The organism is Halomonas cerina, from assembly GCF_014192215.1.
Taxonomy (GTDB): domain Bacteria; phylum Pseudomonadota; class Gammaproteobacteria; order Pseudomonadales; family Halomonadaceae; genus Halomonas; species Halomonas cerina.
This window is the reverse complement of record NZ_JACHXP010000006.1, coordinates 97,345-112,580: the sequence shown is the minus strand read 5'-3', so window position 1 is coordinate 112,580 and position 15,236 is coordinate 97,345. Positions and strand designations below refer to the sequence as shown.

The 15,236-nt window shown below is 67.1% G+C and carries 16 protein-coding genes; 10 read left to right on the top strand and 6 right to left on the bottom strand.

The genetic code is table 11. From position 1 onward, the window contains the following. The first annotated feature begins 2 nt into the window (after positions 1-2). From FHR94_RS07800 to FHR94_RS07790, 3 genes are all read left to right on the top strand, one after another. Positions 3-932, top strand: a complete 930-nt coding sequence (locus FHR94_RS07800; RefSeq protein WP_183325075.1) for a U32 family peptidase — start codon at positions 3-5, stop codon at positions 930-932. Between the two features lie 8 nt (positions 933-940). Next, positions 941-1,675, top strand: a complete 735-nt coding sequence (locus tag FHR94_RS07795; protein WP_343064646.1) for an anaerobic ribonucleoside-triphosphate reductase activating protein — start codon at positions 941-943, stop codon at positions 1,673-1,675. Positions 1,676-1,832: 157 nt separating this feature from the next. Continuing rightward, positions 1,833-2,111 carry a hypothetical protein gene (locus FHR94_RS07790; RefSeq protein ID WP_183325073.1) on the top strand — a complete coding sequence of 93 codons (279 nt, stop codon included), beginning with the start codon at positions 1,833-1,835 and terminating at the stop codon, positions 2,109-2,111. A 76-nt stretch (positions 2,112-2,187) separates the two neighbouring features. Here the strand turns inward: FHR94_RS07790 and FHR94_RS07785 are convergent, their stop codons facing one another. The 3 genes from FHR94_RS07785 to ubiT form a co-directional block, all read right to left on the bottom strand. After that, a complete protein-coding gene (locus FHR94_RS07785; RefSeq protein ID WP_183325072.1) occupies positions 2,188-2,925 on the bottom strand; it encodes a ribonucleoside-diphosphate reductase in 738 nt (245 codons plus the stop codon). 75 nt (positions 2,926-3,000) lie between these two features. Further along, positions 3,001-5,112 carry an adenosylcobalamin-dependent ribonucleoside-diphosphate reductase gene (locus FHR94_RS07780; RefSeq protein WP_183325071.1) on the bottom strand — a complete coding sequence of 704 codons (2,112 nt, stop codon included), beginning with the start codon at positions 5,110-5,112 and terminating at the stop codon, positions 3,001-3,003. Between the two features lie 37 nt (positions 5,113-5,149). Continuing rightward, the gene (ubiT, locus tag FHR94_RS07775; protein ID WP_183325070.1) at positions 5,150-5,635 is read right to left on the bottom strand and encodes a ubiquinone anaerobic biosynthesis accessory factor UbiT; all 486 of its coding nucleotides are present in this window, start codon (positions 5,633-5,635) and stop codon (positions 5,150-5,152) included. Positions 5,636-5,952: 317 nt separating this feature from the next. Between ubiT and FHR94_RS07770 the strand changes: the two genes are divergently transcribed. Together FHR94_RS07770 and gdhA are read left to right on the top strand one after the other, a co-directional pair. Then, positions 5,953-6,306 carry a DUF488 domain-containing protein gene (locus tag FHR94_RS07770; RefSeq protein WP_183325069.1) on the top strand — a complete coding sequence of 118 codons (354 nt, stop codon included), beginning with the start codon at positions 5,953-5,955 and terminating at the stop codon, positions 6,304-6,306. Between the two features lie 415 nt (positions 6,307-6,721). Further along, positions 6,722-8,074: an NADP-specific glutamate dehydrogenase gene (gene gdhA / locus FHR94_RS07765; RefSeq protein ID WP_183325068.1), complete on the top strand. Its 1,353-nt coding sequence runs from the start codon at positions 6,722-6,724 to the stop codon at positions 8,072-8,074. A gap of 79 nt (positions 8,075-8,153) precedes the next feature. Here gdhA and hemN read toward each other — a convergent pair whose 3' ends face one another. Continuing rightward, the gene (hemN, locus tag FHR94_RS07760) at positions 8,154-9,539 is read right to left on the bottom strand and encodes an oxygen-independent coproporphyrinogen III oxidase (protein WP_183325067.1); all 1,386 of its coding nucleotides are present in this window, start codon (positions 9,537-9,539) and stop codon (positions 8,154-8,156) included. Between the two features lie 317 nt (positions 9,540-9,856). On the opposite strand from hemN, the gene FHR94_RS07755 reads away from it, so the two are divergent. Beyond that, positions 9,857-10,333, top strand: a complete 477-nt coding sequence (locus FHR94_RS07755; protein WP_183325066.1) for an Rrf2 family transcriptional regulator — start codon at positions 9,857-9,859, stop codon at positions 10,331-10,333. On the opposite strand, the gene FHR94_RS07750 is transcribed toward FHR94_RS07755, so the two are convergent. Both FHR94_RS07750 and FHR94_RS07745 read right to left on the bottom strand, forming a co-directional pair. Beyond that, a complete protein-coding gene (locus tag FHR94_RS07750; RefSeq protein WP_183325065.1) occupies positions 10,309-11,802 on the bottom strand; it encodes a sensor histidine kinase in 1,494 nt (497 codons plus the stop codon). The genes FHR94_RS07755 and FHR94_RS07750 overlap by 25 nt on opposite strands. Beyond that, on the bottom strand, positions 11,799-12,524 hold the full coding sequence (locus FHR94_RS07745) for a response regulator transcription factor (protein ID WP_183325064.1): 726 nt from the start codon (positions 12,522-12,524) through the stop codon (positions 11,799-11,801). Before FHR94_RS07745 ends, FHR94_RS07750 begins: the two co-directional genes overlap by 4 nt. 187 nt (positions 12,525-12,711) lie before the next feature. Here FHR94_RS07745 and FHR94_RS07740 point away from each other — a divergent pair, with 187 nt between their 5' ends. The 4 genes from FHR94_RS07740 (at position 12,712) to FHR94_RS07725 (ending at position 15,190) form a co-directional block, all read left to right on the top strand. Then, complete coding sequence (locus FHR94_RS07740) at positions 12,712-12,999, top strand: hypothetical protein (RefSeq protein WP_183325063.1); 288 nt, start codon at positions 12,712-12,714, stop codon at positions 12,997-12,999. An 86-nt stretch (positions 13,000-13,085) separates the two neighbouring features. After that, positions 13,086-13,961: a cytochrome b/b6 domain-containing protein gene (locus FHR94_RS07735; RefSeq protein ID WP_246389867.1), complete on the top strand. Its 876-nt coding sequence runs from the start codon at positions 13,086-13,088 to the stop codon at positions 13,959-13,961. Beyond that, the gene (locus FHR94_RS07730) at positions 13,945-14,715 is read left to right on the top strand and encodes a molybdopterin-binding protein (RefSeq protein ID WP_183325062.1); all 771 of its coding nucleotides are present in this window, start codon (positions 13,945-13,947) and stop codon (positions 14,713-14,715) included. Before FHR94_RS07735 ends, FHR94_RS07730 begins: the two co-directional genes overlap by 17 nt. Before the next feature lie 157 nt (positions 14,716-14,872). Continuing rightward, positions 14,873-15,190, top strand: a complete 318-nt coding sequence (locus FHR94_RS07725; protein WP_183325061.1) for a c-type cytochrome — start codon at positions 14,873-14,875, stop codon at positions 15,188-15,190. Positions 15,191-15,236: the final 46 nt, after the last annotated feature.

The following is a 15,236-nucleotide window of genomic DNA, read 5'->3' as shown; positions in this document are numbered from 1 at the left end:
CCATGCCGACTTCCGACACCCTGCAGCTGTCGCTGGGCCCGGTGCTCTTCTACTGGACCCGCGAGCGCTATGCGGCCTTCTATCGGGAGGCCGCCGACTGGCCCATCGAGATCGTTTACCTCGGTGAGTCGGTCTGCTCGCGGCGCCGCGACATGAAGCTCGACGACTGGCTAGGGCTAGGCCGGGAGCTCGCCCAGAGCGGCAAGCGGGTGGTGCTGGCGAGCCAGACGCTGATCGAGTCCGAGGCCGACCTGCGCGACCTGCGCGACCTGCGCAAGTTGTGCGACAACGGCGAATTCACCGTCGAGGCCAACGACCAGAGTGCGGTGCAGCGGCTCTCGGCGGCCGGCTTGCCCTTCGTCGCCGGGGCGGCCCTCAACCTCTACAACACCGCGGCGATCGGCGTCATGGCACGCGCCGGCATGCAGCGCTGGCACGCCCCGGTGGAAATGTCGCGCCATGATCTCGCCCGGCTGCTCGCTGACTGCCGCGCGGAAGGGCTCGAGGCGCCCTGCGAGGTACTCGCCTACGGTCACCTGCCGCTGGCCTGGTCGTCGCGCTGCTTCACCGCCCGGCGCCACCAGAAACCCAAGGACCGCTGCCGGTTCGTCTGCCAACAGTACCCCGAGGGCCTGGCGCTGCGCTCCCAGGAGGCCCGGGAGGTCTTCACCCTCAACGGCATCCAGACCCTGTCCGGGGCCTGCCAGGATCTGCGTCACGAGGTGCCCACCATGGCCGAGCTGGACGTGGCGGTGGCGCGGCTCAGCCCCCGCGCCGAGGGCATGGCCGAGGTAGTGGTCACCTTCGATGCGGCGCGGCGCGGAACGCTTCCCGCCCCCGATCCGCTGGCCCTGGTCGACGCCGGCCTCTGTGACGGCTACTGGCACGGCCGGCCCGGCATGGACAACACCCGCGCCGAGGCGACGTCATGAGGATCCCGGTGCAACCGCTCGTCCCGGTCGGCCAGGCACCGCTGCGGCTGCCGCTGGCCGGGCTGACCACCCTCGACTGCCAGGCCTTCCCCGGGCGTCGTGCCCTGGTGATCTACCTCCAGGGCTGCCCGCTGCAGTGCGGCTACTGCGAAAACGGCCAGATGATGGCGCCGCGACGCGGCGACCCCGGCGAGTGGGAGGCGGTTCATGACTACCTCTCGGCACGCCTCGGCGACCTGGAGGCGGTGGTATTCAGCGGCGGCGAGCCGACCCTGCACACCGACCTTCCCGAGGCCATCGCCCGGGTCCGTGAGCGGGGCCTCGCCGTGGGCCTGCACACGGCGGGCCCTTACCCGGAGCGCCTGACCGCCTTGCTGCCGCAGCTGGACTGGGTCGCCCTGGACGTCAAGGGCCGCGGCCGCCACTTCGATCGCATCGGCGGCCGTCCCGGCGTCTGGCAGCGCCATGCCCGCAGCCTGGAGGCCCTGCTCGACGGCGACGTCGCCTTCGAGTGCCGCACCACGGTGCACTGGCGGGATTTCACCCTGGACGACGTGGAGCGCCTGGCCATGACGCTGGCCGACTGCGGCGTGCGCCGCTATGCGTTGCAGCTGGCTCGCACCGAGCGGTGCCAGGACCCCGACTACTGCCGGCCGGTGCCCGGTGCCCCGACCCGGGAGGCGCTGGAGGCCCTGGTACGGCGGCTCAGGCCCCACTTCGCGCGGCTCGAGCTGAGGCGCTGAACGGCAACCCGCCATAGGAGCGCTCCCTTCATCGGCGCGGGAAGGCAAGGCGCGCTGGGTCGCCGCCCGCCATTTGCTCGGGCCCATGGCTGAGGTCTAGGGTAAAGCAGTAGACGCTCGTGCCACATCCCCATTCGGCCCATCTAAGGAGGGGTGCATGGAAATTGTTATCGAAAACGTCAGCATGGCCGATGAAGAGTTTCACCAACTCATCAGCGGCGAAACGGGCGATGCGCTTCGGCAGACGGCCAAGAACTACCTGGGCAGCCAGGGGATCACCGAAAGCCAGCTGGCTCGGCTCAAGGAGAACGATGACCAGGCGTATGAGGAGTTACGCCGCAAGATGGCCGAGCATGCGATCGACGTGGTCAGCCTGCCACCGACGGATCGCCACATCCGCCTCGACATTTCCCTCGACGGTGGCAAGAAGGCGTAGGCGGAAGGAGAAGGCCTGAGCAGGAGAAGGGGCGACGCAGTCGCCCCTTCTCGTTCGGACCGGTGCCGGTCAACTCCTAGCCGCACTTCGACCAGCCGCAGCCTGTGCAGGTCGGGCAGCCGTCCATCATGATCAGCTCGCCGCGGCACTCCGGGCAATGGCCGACCACGGTAGGGCCGTCACCCTTCTCGACGGCTTTGCGCTCGGCCTGCTCGACCGCCTCCGGGGAGGGCGGCTGCCACAGGTGGCCACTGGCCTGACGCTGGGCATAGCGGGCCACCAGTTCCTCCACCGGCACCTGATGGCCGTCCTGGTCGAGGAAGCCGCGGCGGTAGAGGATCTGCTGGATCGACCAGGCGATGGCCGCCACCTCGGAGTCGTGGAACATCGGCTTGCCCCAGCGGTTCATGCCGCAACGCACCAGCCCCTTGTCCCAGGCCACCTTGCGCAGGTCGGCCACCGCCTGGGTGACATAGCCGCCCCGGGCGGCCAGCGACAGGCTACGCATGGTGGCGGTGATCCACTGGTGCTCGCTGGAGAGCTGGCCGGAAGGGAAGAAGAACTCCACCGGGCGCTCGATCACCACCCGCTGGCCACCCAGCACCCCCTCCACCGGCATGAAGGAGACCAGTAGATAGACCTTCTTGCGACCTTCGGCACCGACGTAGGAGATCTTCTCCGATACGGCCTCGAGCGTGCCCTCGGGACGCGAGGGGATTCGCACCGTGAGCGGGCTCTCGTCGGCCAGCGGCGGCGCCTCCACCGCCTTCTTGATGCTGTAGGAGACGATTCGAGAATTGATCTCGACGGCCATCAGGGGGCTCCTCCGGAAAGTTGTTGGGTGGCACTGGGCGTCCATCGCTTGGGGCTAATCCGGCAAGTGACGTGATTACCACTTGCCATAGGTGCCTTCCTTCAGCGCCTCATAGAGGTTCGCCGCGTTGTGTTCCTCGCCGTCGTAGATCACCTTCTCGTCGCCGGCCAGCTCGACGGTCTCGCCGTTCTCCAGCTCGAAGACGTAGGTGGTATTCTTGAGATCGTCCTCGCGCACCAGCACGCCCTGGAAGGCCTCGGGATTGAAGCGGAAGGTGGTGCAGCCCTTGAGCCGGCTGGCGTAGGCGTCCAGGTAGAGATCCTTGAACGCCTCGAAGGGGAAGTCGGTGGGCACGTTGACCGTCTTGGAGATCGCCGAGTCCACCCAGCCCTGGGCGGCGGCCTGCACCGCTACGTGCTGCGTCGGGGTGACGGCATCGGCGGTGATGAAGTAGTCGGGCAGGTCGCTCTCCACCGCGTCGGCGGCGATGAAGTGGCGGTAGGCGGCCAGCTCGAAGGAGACCACCTCCACCTGCTCCTTGGTCTTCTTGCCTGACTGGATGACATTGCGGAAGTAGCGGTGCGAGAAGGACGGTTCGATGCCGTTGGAGGCGTTGTTGCCCAGCGACAGCGAGATGGTGCCGGTGGGCGCGATGGAGCTGTGGTGGGTGAAACGCGCACCGTGTTCGGCGAGCTGCGCCACCAGCTCCGGCGCCACCTCGGCGATCTTCTGCATGTAGCGGCTGTAGCGGGCGTGCAGGAGTCGCCCGGGCACCCGGTCACCCACCTCGTAGCCGTCCTTCTTAAGCTCCGGCCGTTCGCGCAGCATCTTCGGGGTGAGCGCGTACTCCTCGGCGAGCGCCGGGGCCATGCCCTTCTCGCGGGACAGCTCGAGGGCCTGCTTCCAGCCCTCAACGGCCAGCACCTTGCTCACCTCCTCGGTGAAGGCCAGCGACTCCGGCGAGCCGTAGGGAATCTTGAGCATGGTGAGCGTGGAGCCCAGGCCCAGGAAGCCCATACCATGGCGGCGCTTGGCCTCGAGCTCGCGGCGCTGGCCCGCGAGCGGCAGGCCGCTGATCTCCACCACGTTATCGAGCATGCGGGTGAAGATGGCCACCACCTGGCGGTAGCGGTCCCAGTCGAAGCGCGGCTTGTTGCCAAAGGGGTCGATGACGAAGCGGGTCAGGTTGACCGAGCCCAGCAGACAGGCGCCCTCGGGGGGAAGTCCTTGCTCGCCACAGGGATTGGTGGCACGTATCTCCTCGCAGAACCAGTTGTTATTCATGCGGTTAACTTCATCGATCAGGATGAAGCCCGGCTCGGCGTAATCGTAGGTGGAACGCATGATGGTGTCCCACAGCGCGCGCGCCTTGATCACCTCGACGACGCGGCAGGCCACCCGGCCCTGGTCATCGACGGTGTAGCCCTCCTCGACCACCGGCCAGTCGCGGTAGATCAACTCGTTCTCGTCGACATCATCCTTCTCGCCGGGATGCAGCGGGAAGGCCAGCGGCCAGTCGGCGTCGTTCTTGACCGCCTCCATGAACTCGTCGGTGATCAGCAGCGAGAGGTTGAACTGGCGCAGGCGGCCCGCCTCGCGCTTGGCCTCGATAAAGGCCTGTACATCGGGGTGGCCCACGTCGAAGGTGCCCATCTGGGCGCCGCGGCGACCGCCCGCCGATGCCACCGTGAAGCACATCTTGTCGAAGATATCCATGAACGCCAGGGGGCCGTTGGTGCCCGCCCCGGCGCCGAACACGAAGGCGCCCTTATGGCGCAGGGTGGAGAGCTCATAACCGATACCGCAACCCGCCTTGAGCGTCATGCCGGCATCGACTACGGCCTCGAGGATATCGCGCATGGAGTCGCGGATGGTGCGCGAGACGGTGCAGTTGATCAGGCTCACCGAGGGCTTGTACGCCTCGGCGCCGGCGTTGGACATGATCCGCCCGGCGGGGATGGCACCGTTCTCCAGCGCCCAGCGGAACTTCGGCAGCCATGCCTCGGCGGCATCGCCTTCCACCGCCGCCAGGGCCCGGGCCACGCGCTCATAGGTGGCGGCCGGGTCCTTGTCCACCGGCTTGCCGTGGCGGTCCTTGAGGCGGTATTTGGCGTCCCAGATGTCTCGCGACGGTCCCTGCATCGGTACCTCACTGGAGGTGTGGGCAACCTGGGTGGGGGTGCTCATGGACGATGTCTCCACAGTGCTAAGAGTATGGACAGTGTCAGGCGCGGCGTCGTGCCAGGTGCTCCAGGTGGACCAGCCACTCGCCCAGGCGGCCTTGGGCGAGCCCCTCCTCACGGCCGTCGAGCAGGTTCTTGGCCATCAGGCCCAACTCGGTATCGCCCTCGATCAGCAGCCGGCGCTGGAAGAACAGTGCATCGGGATCCTCGCGACGTGTGGCCAGACAGAGGAACTCCCGCCAGCCGCCGCGGATAGTGGCCTCGCCGAGCTCAGCACACACCGTCAGGCGCTCGCCCGCCAGGGTGAGAGTCAGCGCCATGCCGAGATCCTCGATGGCCAGGGTGATGCCGCGCCCTTCCAGCGCATCGAACTCGCCCTCGGCCAGCGGCTCGGCAAAGGTGCGGTTGGGCAGCGGCTCGACCAGGCGTCGCTTCACATGCAAGGGAACACGCGGGTCAACGGCGCGAATCGGCCGGCTGGGCGCCGGGGGACGTGGCAATGACAGGGAGGGCAAAGGCAGTGGCATGACAACACTTCTCCTCTTACAGCGGGGCGGCCGGAGCCGCGAGCCGCCCATCCTAAGCCGGCCATCTCGCCCGTGCCCTGATATGCGTCAATGCACGGGCAGACTCCGGCGTCATTCTTGACCGCCGAGCACCATATATAGACGACAAGTTGTCATCACTCCACTACATATTGACATCTTAGAGAGAAAAGGGCCCATTCCATGCCGCACTCCGGCGGTCTGTCGTCGCATCTTTGCCCATCGCGGCCGACATGCCGGGAAGAGATCGGGCGGGCTATGCTGTACTCGCCAGCCCATGATCGATCGCGAGGTGAGCCATGGATATCGTCCTGAAGCGTGCCTTCGACTCCCCCGAACCGACGGACGGCTACCGTGTGTTGGTCGACCGGATCTGGCCGCGGGGAATCGCCAAGGCCCAGGCCAGCATCGACGAATGGCGCAAGGACGTGGCACCGAGCGACAAACTGCGCCAGGCGTTTCACAACGGCGAGCTGTCCTGGGGCGAGTTTCGCCGCCGCTACCTGGCCGAGCTGCGCACCTGTCGCGAGAGCCTGCGCGACCTGGCAGAGCGCGCAGGCCAGCAACGGGTGACGCTGGTGTACGCATCGCGCGATGAGCGGCACAACAACGCCGTGGTGCTGAAGCAGTACCTTCAGATGCTGAACCGCTGATCCTCTCTGCCGATCATCGCGAGCCGGCCCCCTGCCGTCCCCTGACACGACGGCCAGCCCACGAGCGGCTACCGGTCGCTCGGTCTTATTCGGAAGCTGGTATTGAAGAGCGAGTCGCTATCCTCGGGCCTGCATTCCATTTATCGGACTCATAATTGTCCACCAACCACATAAGACACAGCCTATCCAGCGTCTGCTGGCGCTCCTCGCTTGCTCCTTCTTGGTGGCACCAGCCATGCCGATAACCCATCATTTATTAAAATAGTCTGATTGAAATAATTTGGTGCACTGCTTTTCAGATTTTCCAGATACTTTTCGTCAAGAAGGCGCATGATAACGACATACTTTATGCAATTGCTGCATAATGGTGCATTGCTTTATAGTGGCGCTCGCTTTTCCATCACAGGTAATTTGCATGACCTACGTTCACGACACCCTGGAAGGTCTGCGCCAGAGCAGCCCGGCCCAGACCGAGTTCTACCAGGCCGCCGAAGAGGTGCTCGAGTGCCTGCGCCCGGTCCTCGAGAATGATCCGCGCTACCACGATCACAGCATCATCGAGCGCATCGTCGAACCGGAGCGCCAGATCATGTTTCGGATCTGCTGGACCGACGATGCCGGTCGGGTGCGAGTGAACAAGGGCTATCGCATCCAGTTCAACTCGGCGCTGGGACCCCACAAGGGCGGGCTGCGTTTCCACCCGAGCGTCAATGCCGGCATCATCAAGTTCCTGGGCTTCGAGCAGATCTTCAAGAATGCCCTGACCGGCCTGCCAATCGGCGGCGGCAAGGGGGGCTCGAACTTCGACCCCAAGGGCAAGTCAGATGCCGAGATCATGCGCTTCTGCCAGGCGTTCATGAGCGAGCTCTATCGCCATATCGGCCCGACCACCGACGTGCCGGCCGGGGATATCGGCGTGGGGGCGCGTGAGATCGGCTATCTGTATGGCCAGTACAAGCGCCTCACCGGACGCTACGAGGGCATCCTGACCGGCAAGAGCCTCAACTGGGGCGGCTCGCTGGGCCGCAAGGAAGCCACCGGCTATGGTGCCGTCTACTTCGCCGAGAACATGCTCGAGGCCCGCGGCGAGACCCTCGCCGGCAAGACCTGCCTGATCTCCGGCGCCGGCAACGTGGCCATCTATACCATCGAGAAGCTCTATCAGCTTGGCGCACTGCCGGTGACCTGCTCCGATTCACGGGGCACCGTCCATGATCCCCGCGGCATCGATCTCGAGACCCTGAAGCGCCTCAAGGAAGTCGAGCGGGCCCCGCTTCGCCACTATGTCGAGCACCATCCCGAGGCGCACTATATCGATCGCGAGGAGTATCCCAGCGATGGCCATGCCGTATGGCGCATCGCCGCCGACGTGGCCTTCCCCTGCGCTACCCAGAATGAACTGACCGAGGCCGATGCCGAGGCCCTGCTGGGCAACGGGGTGACCTGCATCAGTGAAGGGGCCAACATGCCCTCCACCGCCGCCGCCGTGGACCGTTTCCTCGACGCCAAGATCGCCTACGGCCCCGGCAAGGCCGCCAATGCCGGCGGCGTGGCCACCAGCCAGCTGGAAATGGCCCAGAACAGCAGCATGCAGCAGTGGACCCTGGAGAAGGTGGACACCAAGCTGCAGGCGATCTTGGCCGACATCCACCGCAGCTGCGCCGAGACCGCGGCGGAATTCGGCGCGCCCCATAACCTGGTGCTGGGCGCTAATATCGCCGGCTTCCGCCGGGTCGCCGACGCCATGATCGAGCAGGGCGTCGTGTGAGCCAGACATCGATCGGCTGACGGCCAAGACAACACGGCGCCCCGCGGGGCGCCGTGTTGCGTCGGGACAAGGATCGGCTTCAGACGGTGCGCGAGTAGCGCCCCTCGCTTCGTGTCAGGTAGGCATCGAAGGCCATGGCGGCATTGCGCATCATCAGCCGCCCAGCGGGCCGCACCTCAATGGCCCCGTCCTCGATCACCAGCAGGCCATCGTCCGCCATCTCCTCGAGCTCGGCGAGCGCGTCGGCGAAATAGTGGCGAAAGTCGATACCGTGACTGGCCTCGATGGCCGCGAAGTCGATGCGGCCATGGCACATCAGGGCGTTGATCACGTCGCGACGCAGCAGGTCGTCGGCGTTGAGACGATAGCCGCGCATCACCGGCAGCCGGCCTGCCTCGAGGCGCGCCTGGTACTGGGCGGTCTCCTTGACGTTCTGGCTGTAGCTGTCGCCCACCTTGCCGATGGCGGTATTCCCCAGGCCGATCAGGTCGCAGTCGGCATGGGTCGAGTAGCCCTGGAAGTTGCGCTGCAGGCCGCCGTTCGCCTTGGCCAGGGAGAGCTCGTCCTCGGGCAGGGCGAAGTGGTCCATGCCGACATAGACGTAGCCCGCCTCGGTGAGGCGGCGGATGGTCAGCTCGAGCAGCTCGATCTTGCGCTCCGGCGGCGGCATGTCCTCGGGACGGATCAGCCGCTGGGCCTTGAACAGCTCCGGCAGGTGGGCATAGCTGTAGGCGGCGATGCGGTCCGGCCGCAGGGCGATGATCTTGGAAAGGGTGGCGTCGAAGCTCGCCACGGTCTGCAGCGGCAGACCATAGATCAGATCGACGCTCACCGACGCGAAGCCTGCCTCGCGGGCCGCGGCCACCAGTTCCACCACCTGGGCCTCGCTCTGGATGCGGTTGACCGCCTCCTGGACCTTCGGGTCGAAGTCCTGTACACCGAAGCTCAGGCGATTGAAGCCCAGGGCATGGAGCTCGTGGATCTGCTCGGGGGTCACGGTGCGCGGATCCACCTCCAGCGAGAACTCCCGCGCCTCGGGCTCGGCGAAGTGGAAAACCGCGTCGAGGGCCGCCATCAGTTCGCCGAGCTGGTCGTTGTTCAGGTAGGTGGGCGTGCCGCCCCCCAGGTGCAGTTGAGTCATGCGCCGCGAGTCGTCGAACAGCGTCCCCTGGAGCGCGATCTCCCGCTTGAGCCAGGCAAGGTACTCCGCAGCCCGTTCGCGGTTGTGGGTGATGATCTTGTTGCAGGCGCAGTAGTAGCAGAGGCTCTCGCAGAACGGGATATGCACATAGGCCGACAGCGGCTTGGGCGTCGCGGCCCGGTTGCTGCGTTCCACGGCGGCTCGGTAGTCGTCCTCGGCGAAGGCCGCCTGGAACTGCGGTGCCGTGGGATAGGAGGTGTAGCGCGGCCCCGGACGGTCGTACTTCTCGACCAGGGGACGGATGAACGGCAGGGTGTCTTGCATGATCGAGTCAAACCTCTTGAACCGTAAGGCGACGGCCGGGGCCGCCACCGCTTGAACGGATTATGCCAGCCATGACCGGGTGCGTCGGTACCCTTCAAGGGGTAGCTGACCCAGGTCAATTGGAGGTAGTGCCCCCTGCGGCAACGGTCGCCAAGAAAATAAAAGCATCTATAATATTTCTTAAAGATACCGGCCCCGGCGCTGCGGCCTCGCGTCGCCTCCTGAAGGCGTTGGTGCCGACACGATGGTAGAGTTGACCGCAACCGTTTCGATTCACTCGCCGGGCCTGCTTCGCCACCCGTCGACCAGGAAGCCCCATGCACCTGACCCGCTTTACCGACTATTCGCTACGCGTGCTGATCTATCTCGCCGTCAAGGGCGAGGAGCGCTCGACCATCGCCGAAATCGCCGAGCGCTTCGAGATCTCCCGCAACCACCTGATGAAGGTGGTGCAAGACCTCAACCACCAAGGCTACATCACCGCCATTCGCGGCAAGCATGGTGGCCTATTGCTCAAGCGCCCCCCGGAAGCGATCCCCTTGGGCGAGCTGGTCCGCAACACCGAGCGTGACCTCAGCTTGGTGGAGTGCTTCGGCGACGACAACGAGTGCGTGATCACCCCCGCCTGCCGGCTCAAGCCGATCCTCGCCGAGGCCCTGGGGGCTTTCCTCGCCGTGCTCGACCGCTACACCCTGGCCGACATGCTGGGTCCCCAGCGCAGCGGGTTGATCCGGCTGCTGCAAATCAAGGACCCGCCCCCGCCGGCCGCTCAGGCCCCTCTCCCTAAGGCATAGGGCAGCCGCAGGCTGACCCGGGTGCCCTCCCCCTGGCGGCTGTCGATGGCCAGGGGGGTCCCGTGGCGCTCGCAGATCTCGCGCACGATGGACAGCCCCAGCCCCGAACCCTCGCCCCGCGCCTGGCTGCCCCGGGTGCGATAGAACCGCTGGGTCACCAGCGGCACCTCCTCGGCGGCGATCCCGATCCCGCTGTCGACCACCGCCAGCCTGACGCCCTCGGCCAGTGCCTCGAGCTCGAGCCACACCCGTCCCCCGGCGGGGGTGGCGTGCAGGGCGTTCTCGACCAGGTTCGACAGGGCACGATCGATCAGGCCGAGATCCGCCACGACCCAAGGCAGCGAGGGCTCCCCGATCACCTCGAGGACGATACCCGACTGGCGGGCCTGATGCTGGAACTTGCCGACGATATCGTGGGCGAGCTCGGCTAGCGAGAACGGCTCGCACTGCAGCGGCCGGTCGTAGGCATCGAGCCGGGCCTGGGTCGACAGCTGCTGGGCCAGGCGCGTCAGGCGATCGGCATTGTCGAGGATCGCGTCCAGCGCCCGCCGCCGCTCCCCGGGGGACGCCCACTCGCGCGCCAGCAGCTGCTCGGCATAGCCGCGCAGCGAGGTCAGCGGGGTGCGAAAGTCATGGGACAGGTTGGCGACCAGCTCGCGGCGCTGGCGATCGGTCTCGCGTAGCGCCGCGAGCTGGGCCTCGATGGTCCCCGCCATGTTATTGAAGGCGCGCGCCAGGCGACCGATCTCGTCATCTCTGGGCACGGCGACGCGCTCGCCGTAGTCGCCCTCGGCGAAGCGCTGCACCGCCGTGGTCAGCTGCGAGAAGCGCCGCGTCAGCAGGGCGAACCAGACCAGGCCGAAGACTCCCGAGATGAGCAGCGCCAGCAGGCTGGCGGCGACCAGGGTGCGGGTGATCGAGCTGGTGCGCAGCATGGCGACCATCGAGGCGTGACTGGCACTGTTCAAGTCGGCGTACAGATAACCGGGTCGCCGGGCCTCGCCATGGGTGATCCGCGCCACGGAGAAGACCCCGGGCCGCCCACCGCAGGGCGAGGCGACCAGCACCGGCAGCATGGGGGCCTCGCCGAGCAGGGCCTCCAGGGCGTCGCGCTCCACCCGGCGCCCCAGGCCGCAGGCCGACTCGGTGAAGTCGGCGATCACCCTGCCCTCGGCGTCGAGCACGTACAGCGACAGCGTGGGGTTGATCGAGGCGATATGCCGGGCGATCTCCCGGGCGGCGTCACTGTCGGCACCGGCCTGCAGGCCCGGGCGCATGACGCGGGCGAGGTTGTCGGCCAGATCGATCGCCTGGCGCTGCTGGAGCTCGCGCCCTAGCTGGTCGAACTGGCTGATGGCGATCCAGGCGGCGGCCACCGACAGCAGTAGCAGGCTGGTCAGGTAGACCACGGCGATGCGCGCATAGAGGCTGCGCCCCAGGCGCCCGATGCGCCGCAGCAGCACACTCATGTATCGGCGTCCTCCGCCGCCGGGTCGACGAAGCGATAGCCCACGCCCCAGACGGTCTGGATGAAGCGCGGTCGCGCCGGGTCGACCTCGATCTTCTTGCGCAGGCGGTTGATGTGGGTGTTCACGGTATGGTCATAGCCGTCGAACTCCTCCCCCCAGACCTTGTCCAGCAGCTCGCCGCGGGTGAAGCCATGCCCGGGATGGCGGGCGAACAGCGACAGCAGCGCGAATTCCTTGCCGGTGAGCTGTACCGGCTGGCCGTCGAGGGTGACGCGATGCTGGTCGGCATCGATGACCAGCGTCCCGCGGACCAGCGGCGCCGTCTCGACGATGCCGTCCTCCCCCTGTGCCTGGCGCTGCCCCCGGCGCAGCAGGGCCTGGACCCGGGCCATCAGGATCGGCATGTGGAAGGGCTTGGTGACGTAGTCGTCGGCCCCGAGCTCGAGCCCCTCCACCACATCGTGGATCGCGGCCTTGGCGGTCACCATCAGCACCGGGGTCCGGCTGTCGCGACACCGCAACCGGCGACACACCTCCAGGCCGTCGATACCCGGCAGCATCAGGTCCAGCATCACCAGGTCATAGGCGCTATTCTCCAGGGCCCCCAAGGCCACCTCACCATCGGCGACCCAGTCACAGCGGTGGCCGGCCTCGGCGAGGCGTTCGCTGAGCAGCCTGCCGATCTCGGGATTGTCCTCGACACAGAGGATCCGGTAAGGCATGGGGCGGGCTCCGAAGAGGGGTTCGGTCTCTACTCTAGAGGCCCCCGCCTGAGGCTGCATCACGAAACCCTCACGCCGCCCTCTGGTTCGTGATGAATTCGTGATGAATCGCCCCGCGGGGCTGGCTAGCGTGACAGGTGCCGTCACGGCATGTCGCCGGCGGTCAGACCATTACCGGAGGTGCGAGATGTTCAAGCCGACCCATCCCAGGACCGCCCTGTTCGCCATCCTGCTCGGCGCCCTGCTGCTGCCGACCGCTACCCTGGCGGACCACCACGAGGACGCCATGCAGGAAGGCGGCAGCATGGAGCGGGACGCCATGGACGGCGAGGCCATGGACGGCGAGGCCATGGGCGAGAAGGACGCCATGGCGGGAGACGCCATGAGCGAGGATGACGCCATGCAGCCGGAAGGCGACGACGAGATGATGATGGAGGACGAGGACTCGATGATGGAAGGCGACGGCGAGATGTGAGGCTCGCCGCCTCGTGACCGACCGGGCCGCGGTCCGGTCGGTCATGTTTTCCCGCTCCGCCTCGCCTCTTCGGGAGGGCCCTTCCCATGCGACTGTTCCGTGCTATGCGCCGTGCTTCCCGGCCGACGGTCATCAAGCGGCACTCGGCGTTTACCCGAGTGTGGCACTGGATCAACGCCATCTGCCTGGCGATCCTGCTGATGAGCGGCCTGCAGATCTTCAATGCTCACCCTGCCCTCTACTGGGGCAAGGATTCCACCTTCGACGCCCCGGCGCTGTCGATCGGCGCCGAGCGGGCCGATGATGGCTCCCTGCGCGGCATCACCCACATCGGCGTCTGGCGCTTCGACACCACCGGCGTGCTGGGCGTTTCTGGTCCCGAGGCGGACCGGGAGCGACGCGCCTTCCCCGCCTGGGCGACCCTGCCCGGCCCCCGCTGGCTGGCCATGGGCCGGCAGTGGCACTTCCTCGCCGGCTGGGTCTTCGCGCCCCTGCTCGTGGCCTATCTGGTCTACCTGGTGGCCAGCGGCCAGCTGCGACGTCGCCTGCTGCCGCGACGCGACGAATGGCCGCGCCTCGGCCATGTGGTAGTCGACCACCTGCGGCTGCGCTTCCCGCGGGGCGAGGAAGCACGCCACTACAACCTGCTGCAGAAGCTGGCCTACCTGGTGGTGCTGTTCGTCATCGCCCCGTTGGTGGTGCTGACCGGCCTGACCATGTCGCCCACCATGGATGCCGCCTGGCCCTGGCTGCTGGATGTCTTTGGTGGCCGGCAAAGCGCCCGCACCCTGCACTTCCTGGCCGCCGCCGCTCTGCTGGCCTTCTTCGTGGTCCATCTGCTGCTGGTGCTGATCTCCGGCGTCGGCAACAACCTGCGCTCGATGATCACCGGGCGCTATGCCCTGCCCCCGGACCACGCCCCGTCTCAAGAAAAGGAGCCGCACGATGACGCATCCCACTGATCCCGGCCGCCGCCGCTTCCTGACCCACGGCCTGCTGGCGACCGGCACGCTGATGCTGGCGGGCTGCGACCGGCTCTCGCGCAGTGACGCCATGCAGCACCTGTTCGCCGCCAGCGAGGGCCTGACCCAGCGAGCCCATCGCCTGCTGGCCTCCCGGGAGGCCCTGGCCCGGGAATACGCCCCCGAGGACATCGCCCCGAGCTTTCGCGCCAACGGCACGACCATGCCCCGGGAGAGCGACTACCTGCGACTGGCCGCCAACGACTTCCGCGACTGGCGCCTCGAGGTCGACGGCCTGGTCGAACGGCCCGGGACCTTCTCCCTCGCCGAGCTCCGGGGGATGCCGGCGCGCACCCAGATCACCCGCCACGACTGCGTGGAGGGCTGGAGCTGCATCGGCGAGTGGACCGGGGTGGTGCTCGGCGAGCTGCTGGCCCGGGTCGGTGTACGGGACGAGGCGCGCTTCGTGGTCTTCCACTGCGCCGATCGCTACTGGGGCGGTGACCGCTACTACGAGAGCCTGGACCTGCGCGAGGCCTACCATCCACAGACCCTGCTGGCCTACGGCCTCAACGGTGACGACCTGCCCATCGCCAACGGCGCGCCCCTGCGCCTACGCGCCGAACGCCAGCTGGGCTACAAGATGGCCAAGTACGTCATGCGCCTGGAGCTGGTGGCGAGCTTCGCGCATCTCGGCCGTGGCCGGGGCGGCTACTGGGAGGATCGTGGCTACCGTTGGTGGGCTGGAATCTGAATCGACGGGTCGAGTCACTGCCGGGTGTCTAGCCTGTAGATGACCCACATCAAGCTTCCGGCACCGGGCCACTGGCATGATGGGGTCATCCGCCTGGTACGGCGCCGCCGTTACCGGGCTCGTTTCAGCACGAAAAGATGCATTCAGGAGGTAAGTTATGAGAAGGCTCGCTACCGTGGCACTCATCGGCTGCAGCGTCCTGGCCGTCGACGCCCAGGCCGCCGGGGATCCCGCTGCCGGTGAGGGCAAGGTCACCGCCTGCGCCGCCTGCCACGGCACCGATGGCATGGGTACCGCCCCCATCTACCCGAACCTGGCCGGCCAGTCCGCCGCCTACCTGGAAAGCGCCCTCAAGGCCTATCGCGCCGGGGAGCGCGGCGGGGGCATGTCCGCGATCATGACGCCCCAGGCGCAGTCGCTCTCCGACGAGGACATCGCCGATATCGCCGCCTACTACGCCAGCCTCGAACCCTGAGACTCCCCCGGCCCCGGGCCGGCTCCCTGATGGGTGGCGGCCGGGA

Coding starts and splice junctions, on each gene's coding strand:
- FHR94_RS07800 (WP_183325075.1), top strand. CDS start 3: ATGCCGACTTCCGACACCCTGCAGCTGTCGCTGGGCCCGGTGCTCTTC.
- FHR94_RS07790 (WP_183325073.1), top strand. CDS start 1,833: ATGGAAATTGTTATCGAAAACGTCAGCATGGCCGATGAAGAGTTTCAC.
- FHR94_RS07785 (WP_183325072.1), bottom strand. CDS start 2,925: ATGGCCGTCGAGATCAATTCTCGAATCGTCTCCTACAGCATCAAGAAG.
- FHR94_RS07780 (WP_183325071.1), bottom strand. CDS start 5,112: ATGAGCACCCCCACCCAGGTTGCCCACACCTCCAGTGAGGTACCGATG.
- ubiT (WP_183325070.1), bottom strand. CDS start 5,635: ATGCCACTGCCTTTGCCCTCCCTGTCATTGCCACGTCCCCCGGCGCCC.
- FHR94_RS07770 (WP_183325069.1), top strand. CDS start 5,953: ATGGATATCGTCCTGAAGCGTGCCTTCGACTCCCCCGAACCGACGGAC.
- gdhA (WP_183325068.1), top strand. CDS start 6,722: ATGACCTACGTTCACGACACCCTGGAAGGTCTGCGCCAGAGCAGCCCG.
- hemN (WP_183325067.1), bottom strand. CDS start 9,539: ATGCAAGACACCCTGCCGTTCATCCGTCCCCTGGTCGAGAAGTACGAC.
- FHR94_RS07755 (WP_183325066.1), top strand. CDS start 9,857: ATGCACCTGACCCGCTTTACCGACTATTCGCTACGCGTGCTGATCTAT.
- FHR94_RS07750 (WP_183325065.1), bottom strand. CDS start 11,802: ATGAGTGTGCTGCTGCGGCGCATCGGGCGCCTGGGGCGCAGCCTCTAT.
- FHR94_RS07745 (WP_183325064.1), bottom strand. CDS start 12,524: ATGCCTTACCGGATCCTCTGTGTCGAGGACAATCCCGAGATCGGCAGG.
- FHR94_RS07740 (WP_183325063.1), top strand. CDS start 12,712: ATGTTCAAGCCGACCCATCCCAGGACCGCCCTGTTCGCCATCCTGCTC.
- FHR94_RS07735 (WP_246389867.1), top strand. CDS start 13,086: ATGCGACTGTTCCGTGCTATGCGCCGTGCTTCCCGGCCGACGGTCATC.
- FHR94_RS07730 (WP_183325062.1), top strand. CDS start 13,945: ATGACGCATCCCACTGATCCCGGCCGCCGCCGCTTCCTGACCCACGGC.
- FHR94_RS07725 (WP_183325061.1), top strand. CDS start 14,873: ATGAGAAGGCTCGCTACCGTGGCACTCATCGGCTGCAGCGTCCTGGCC.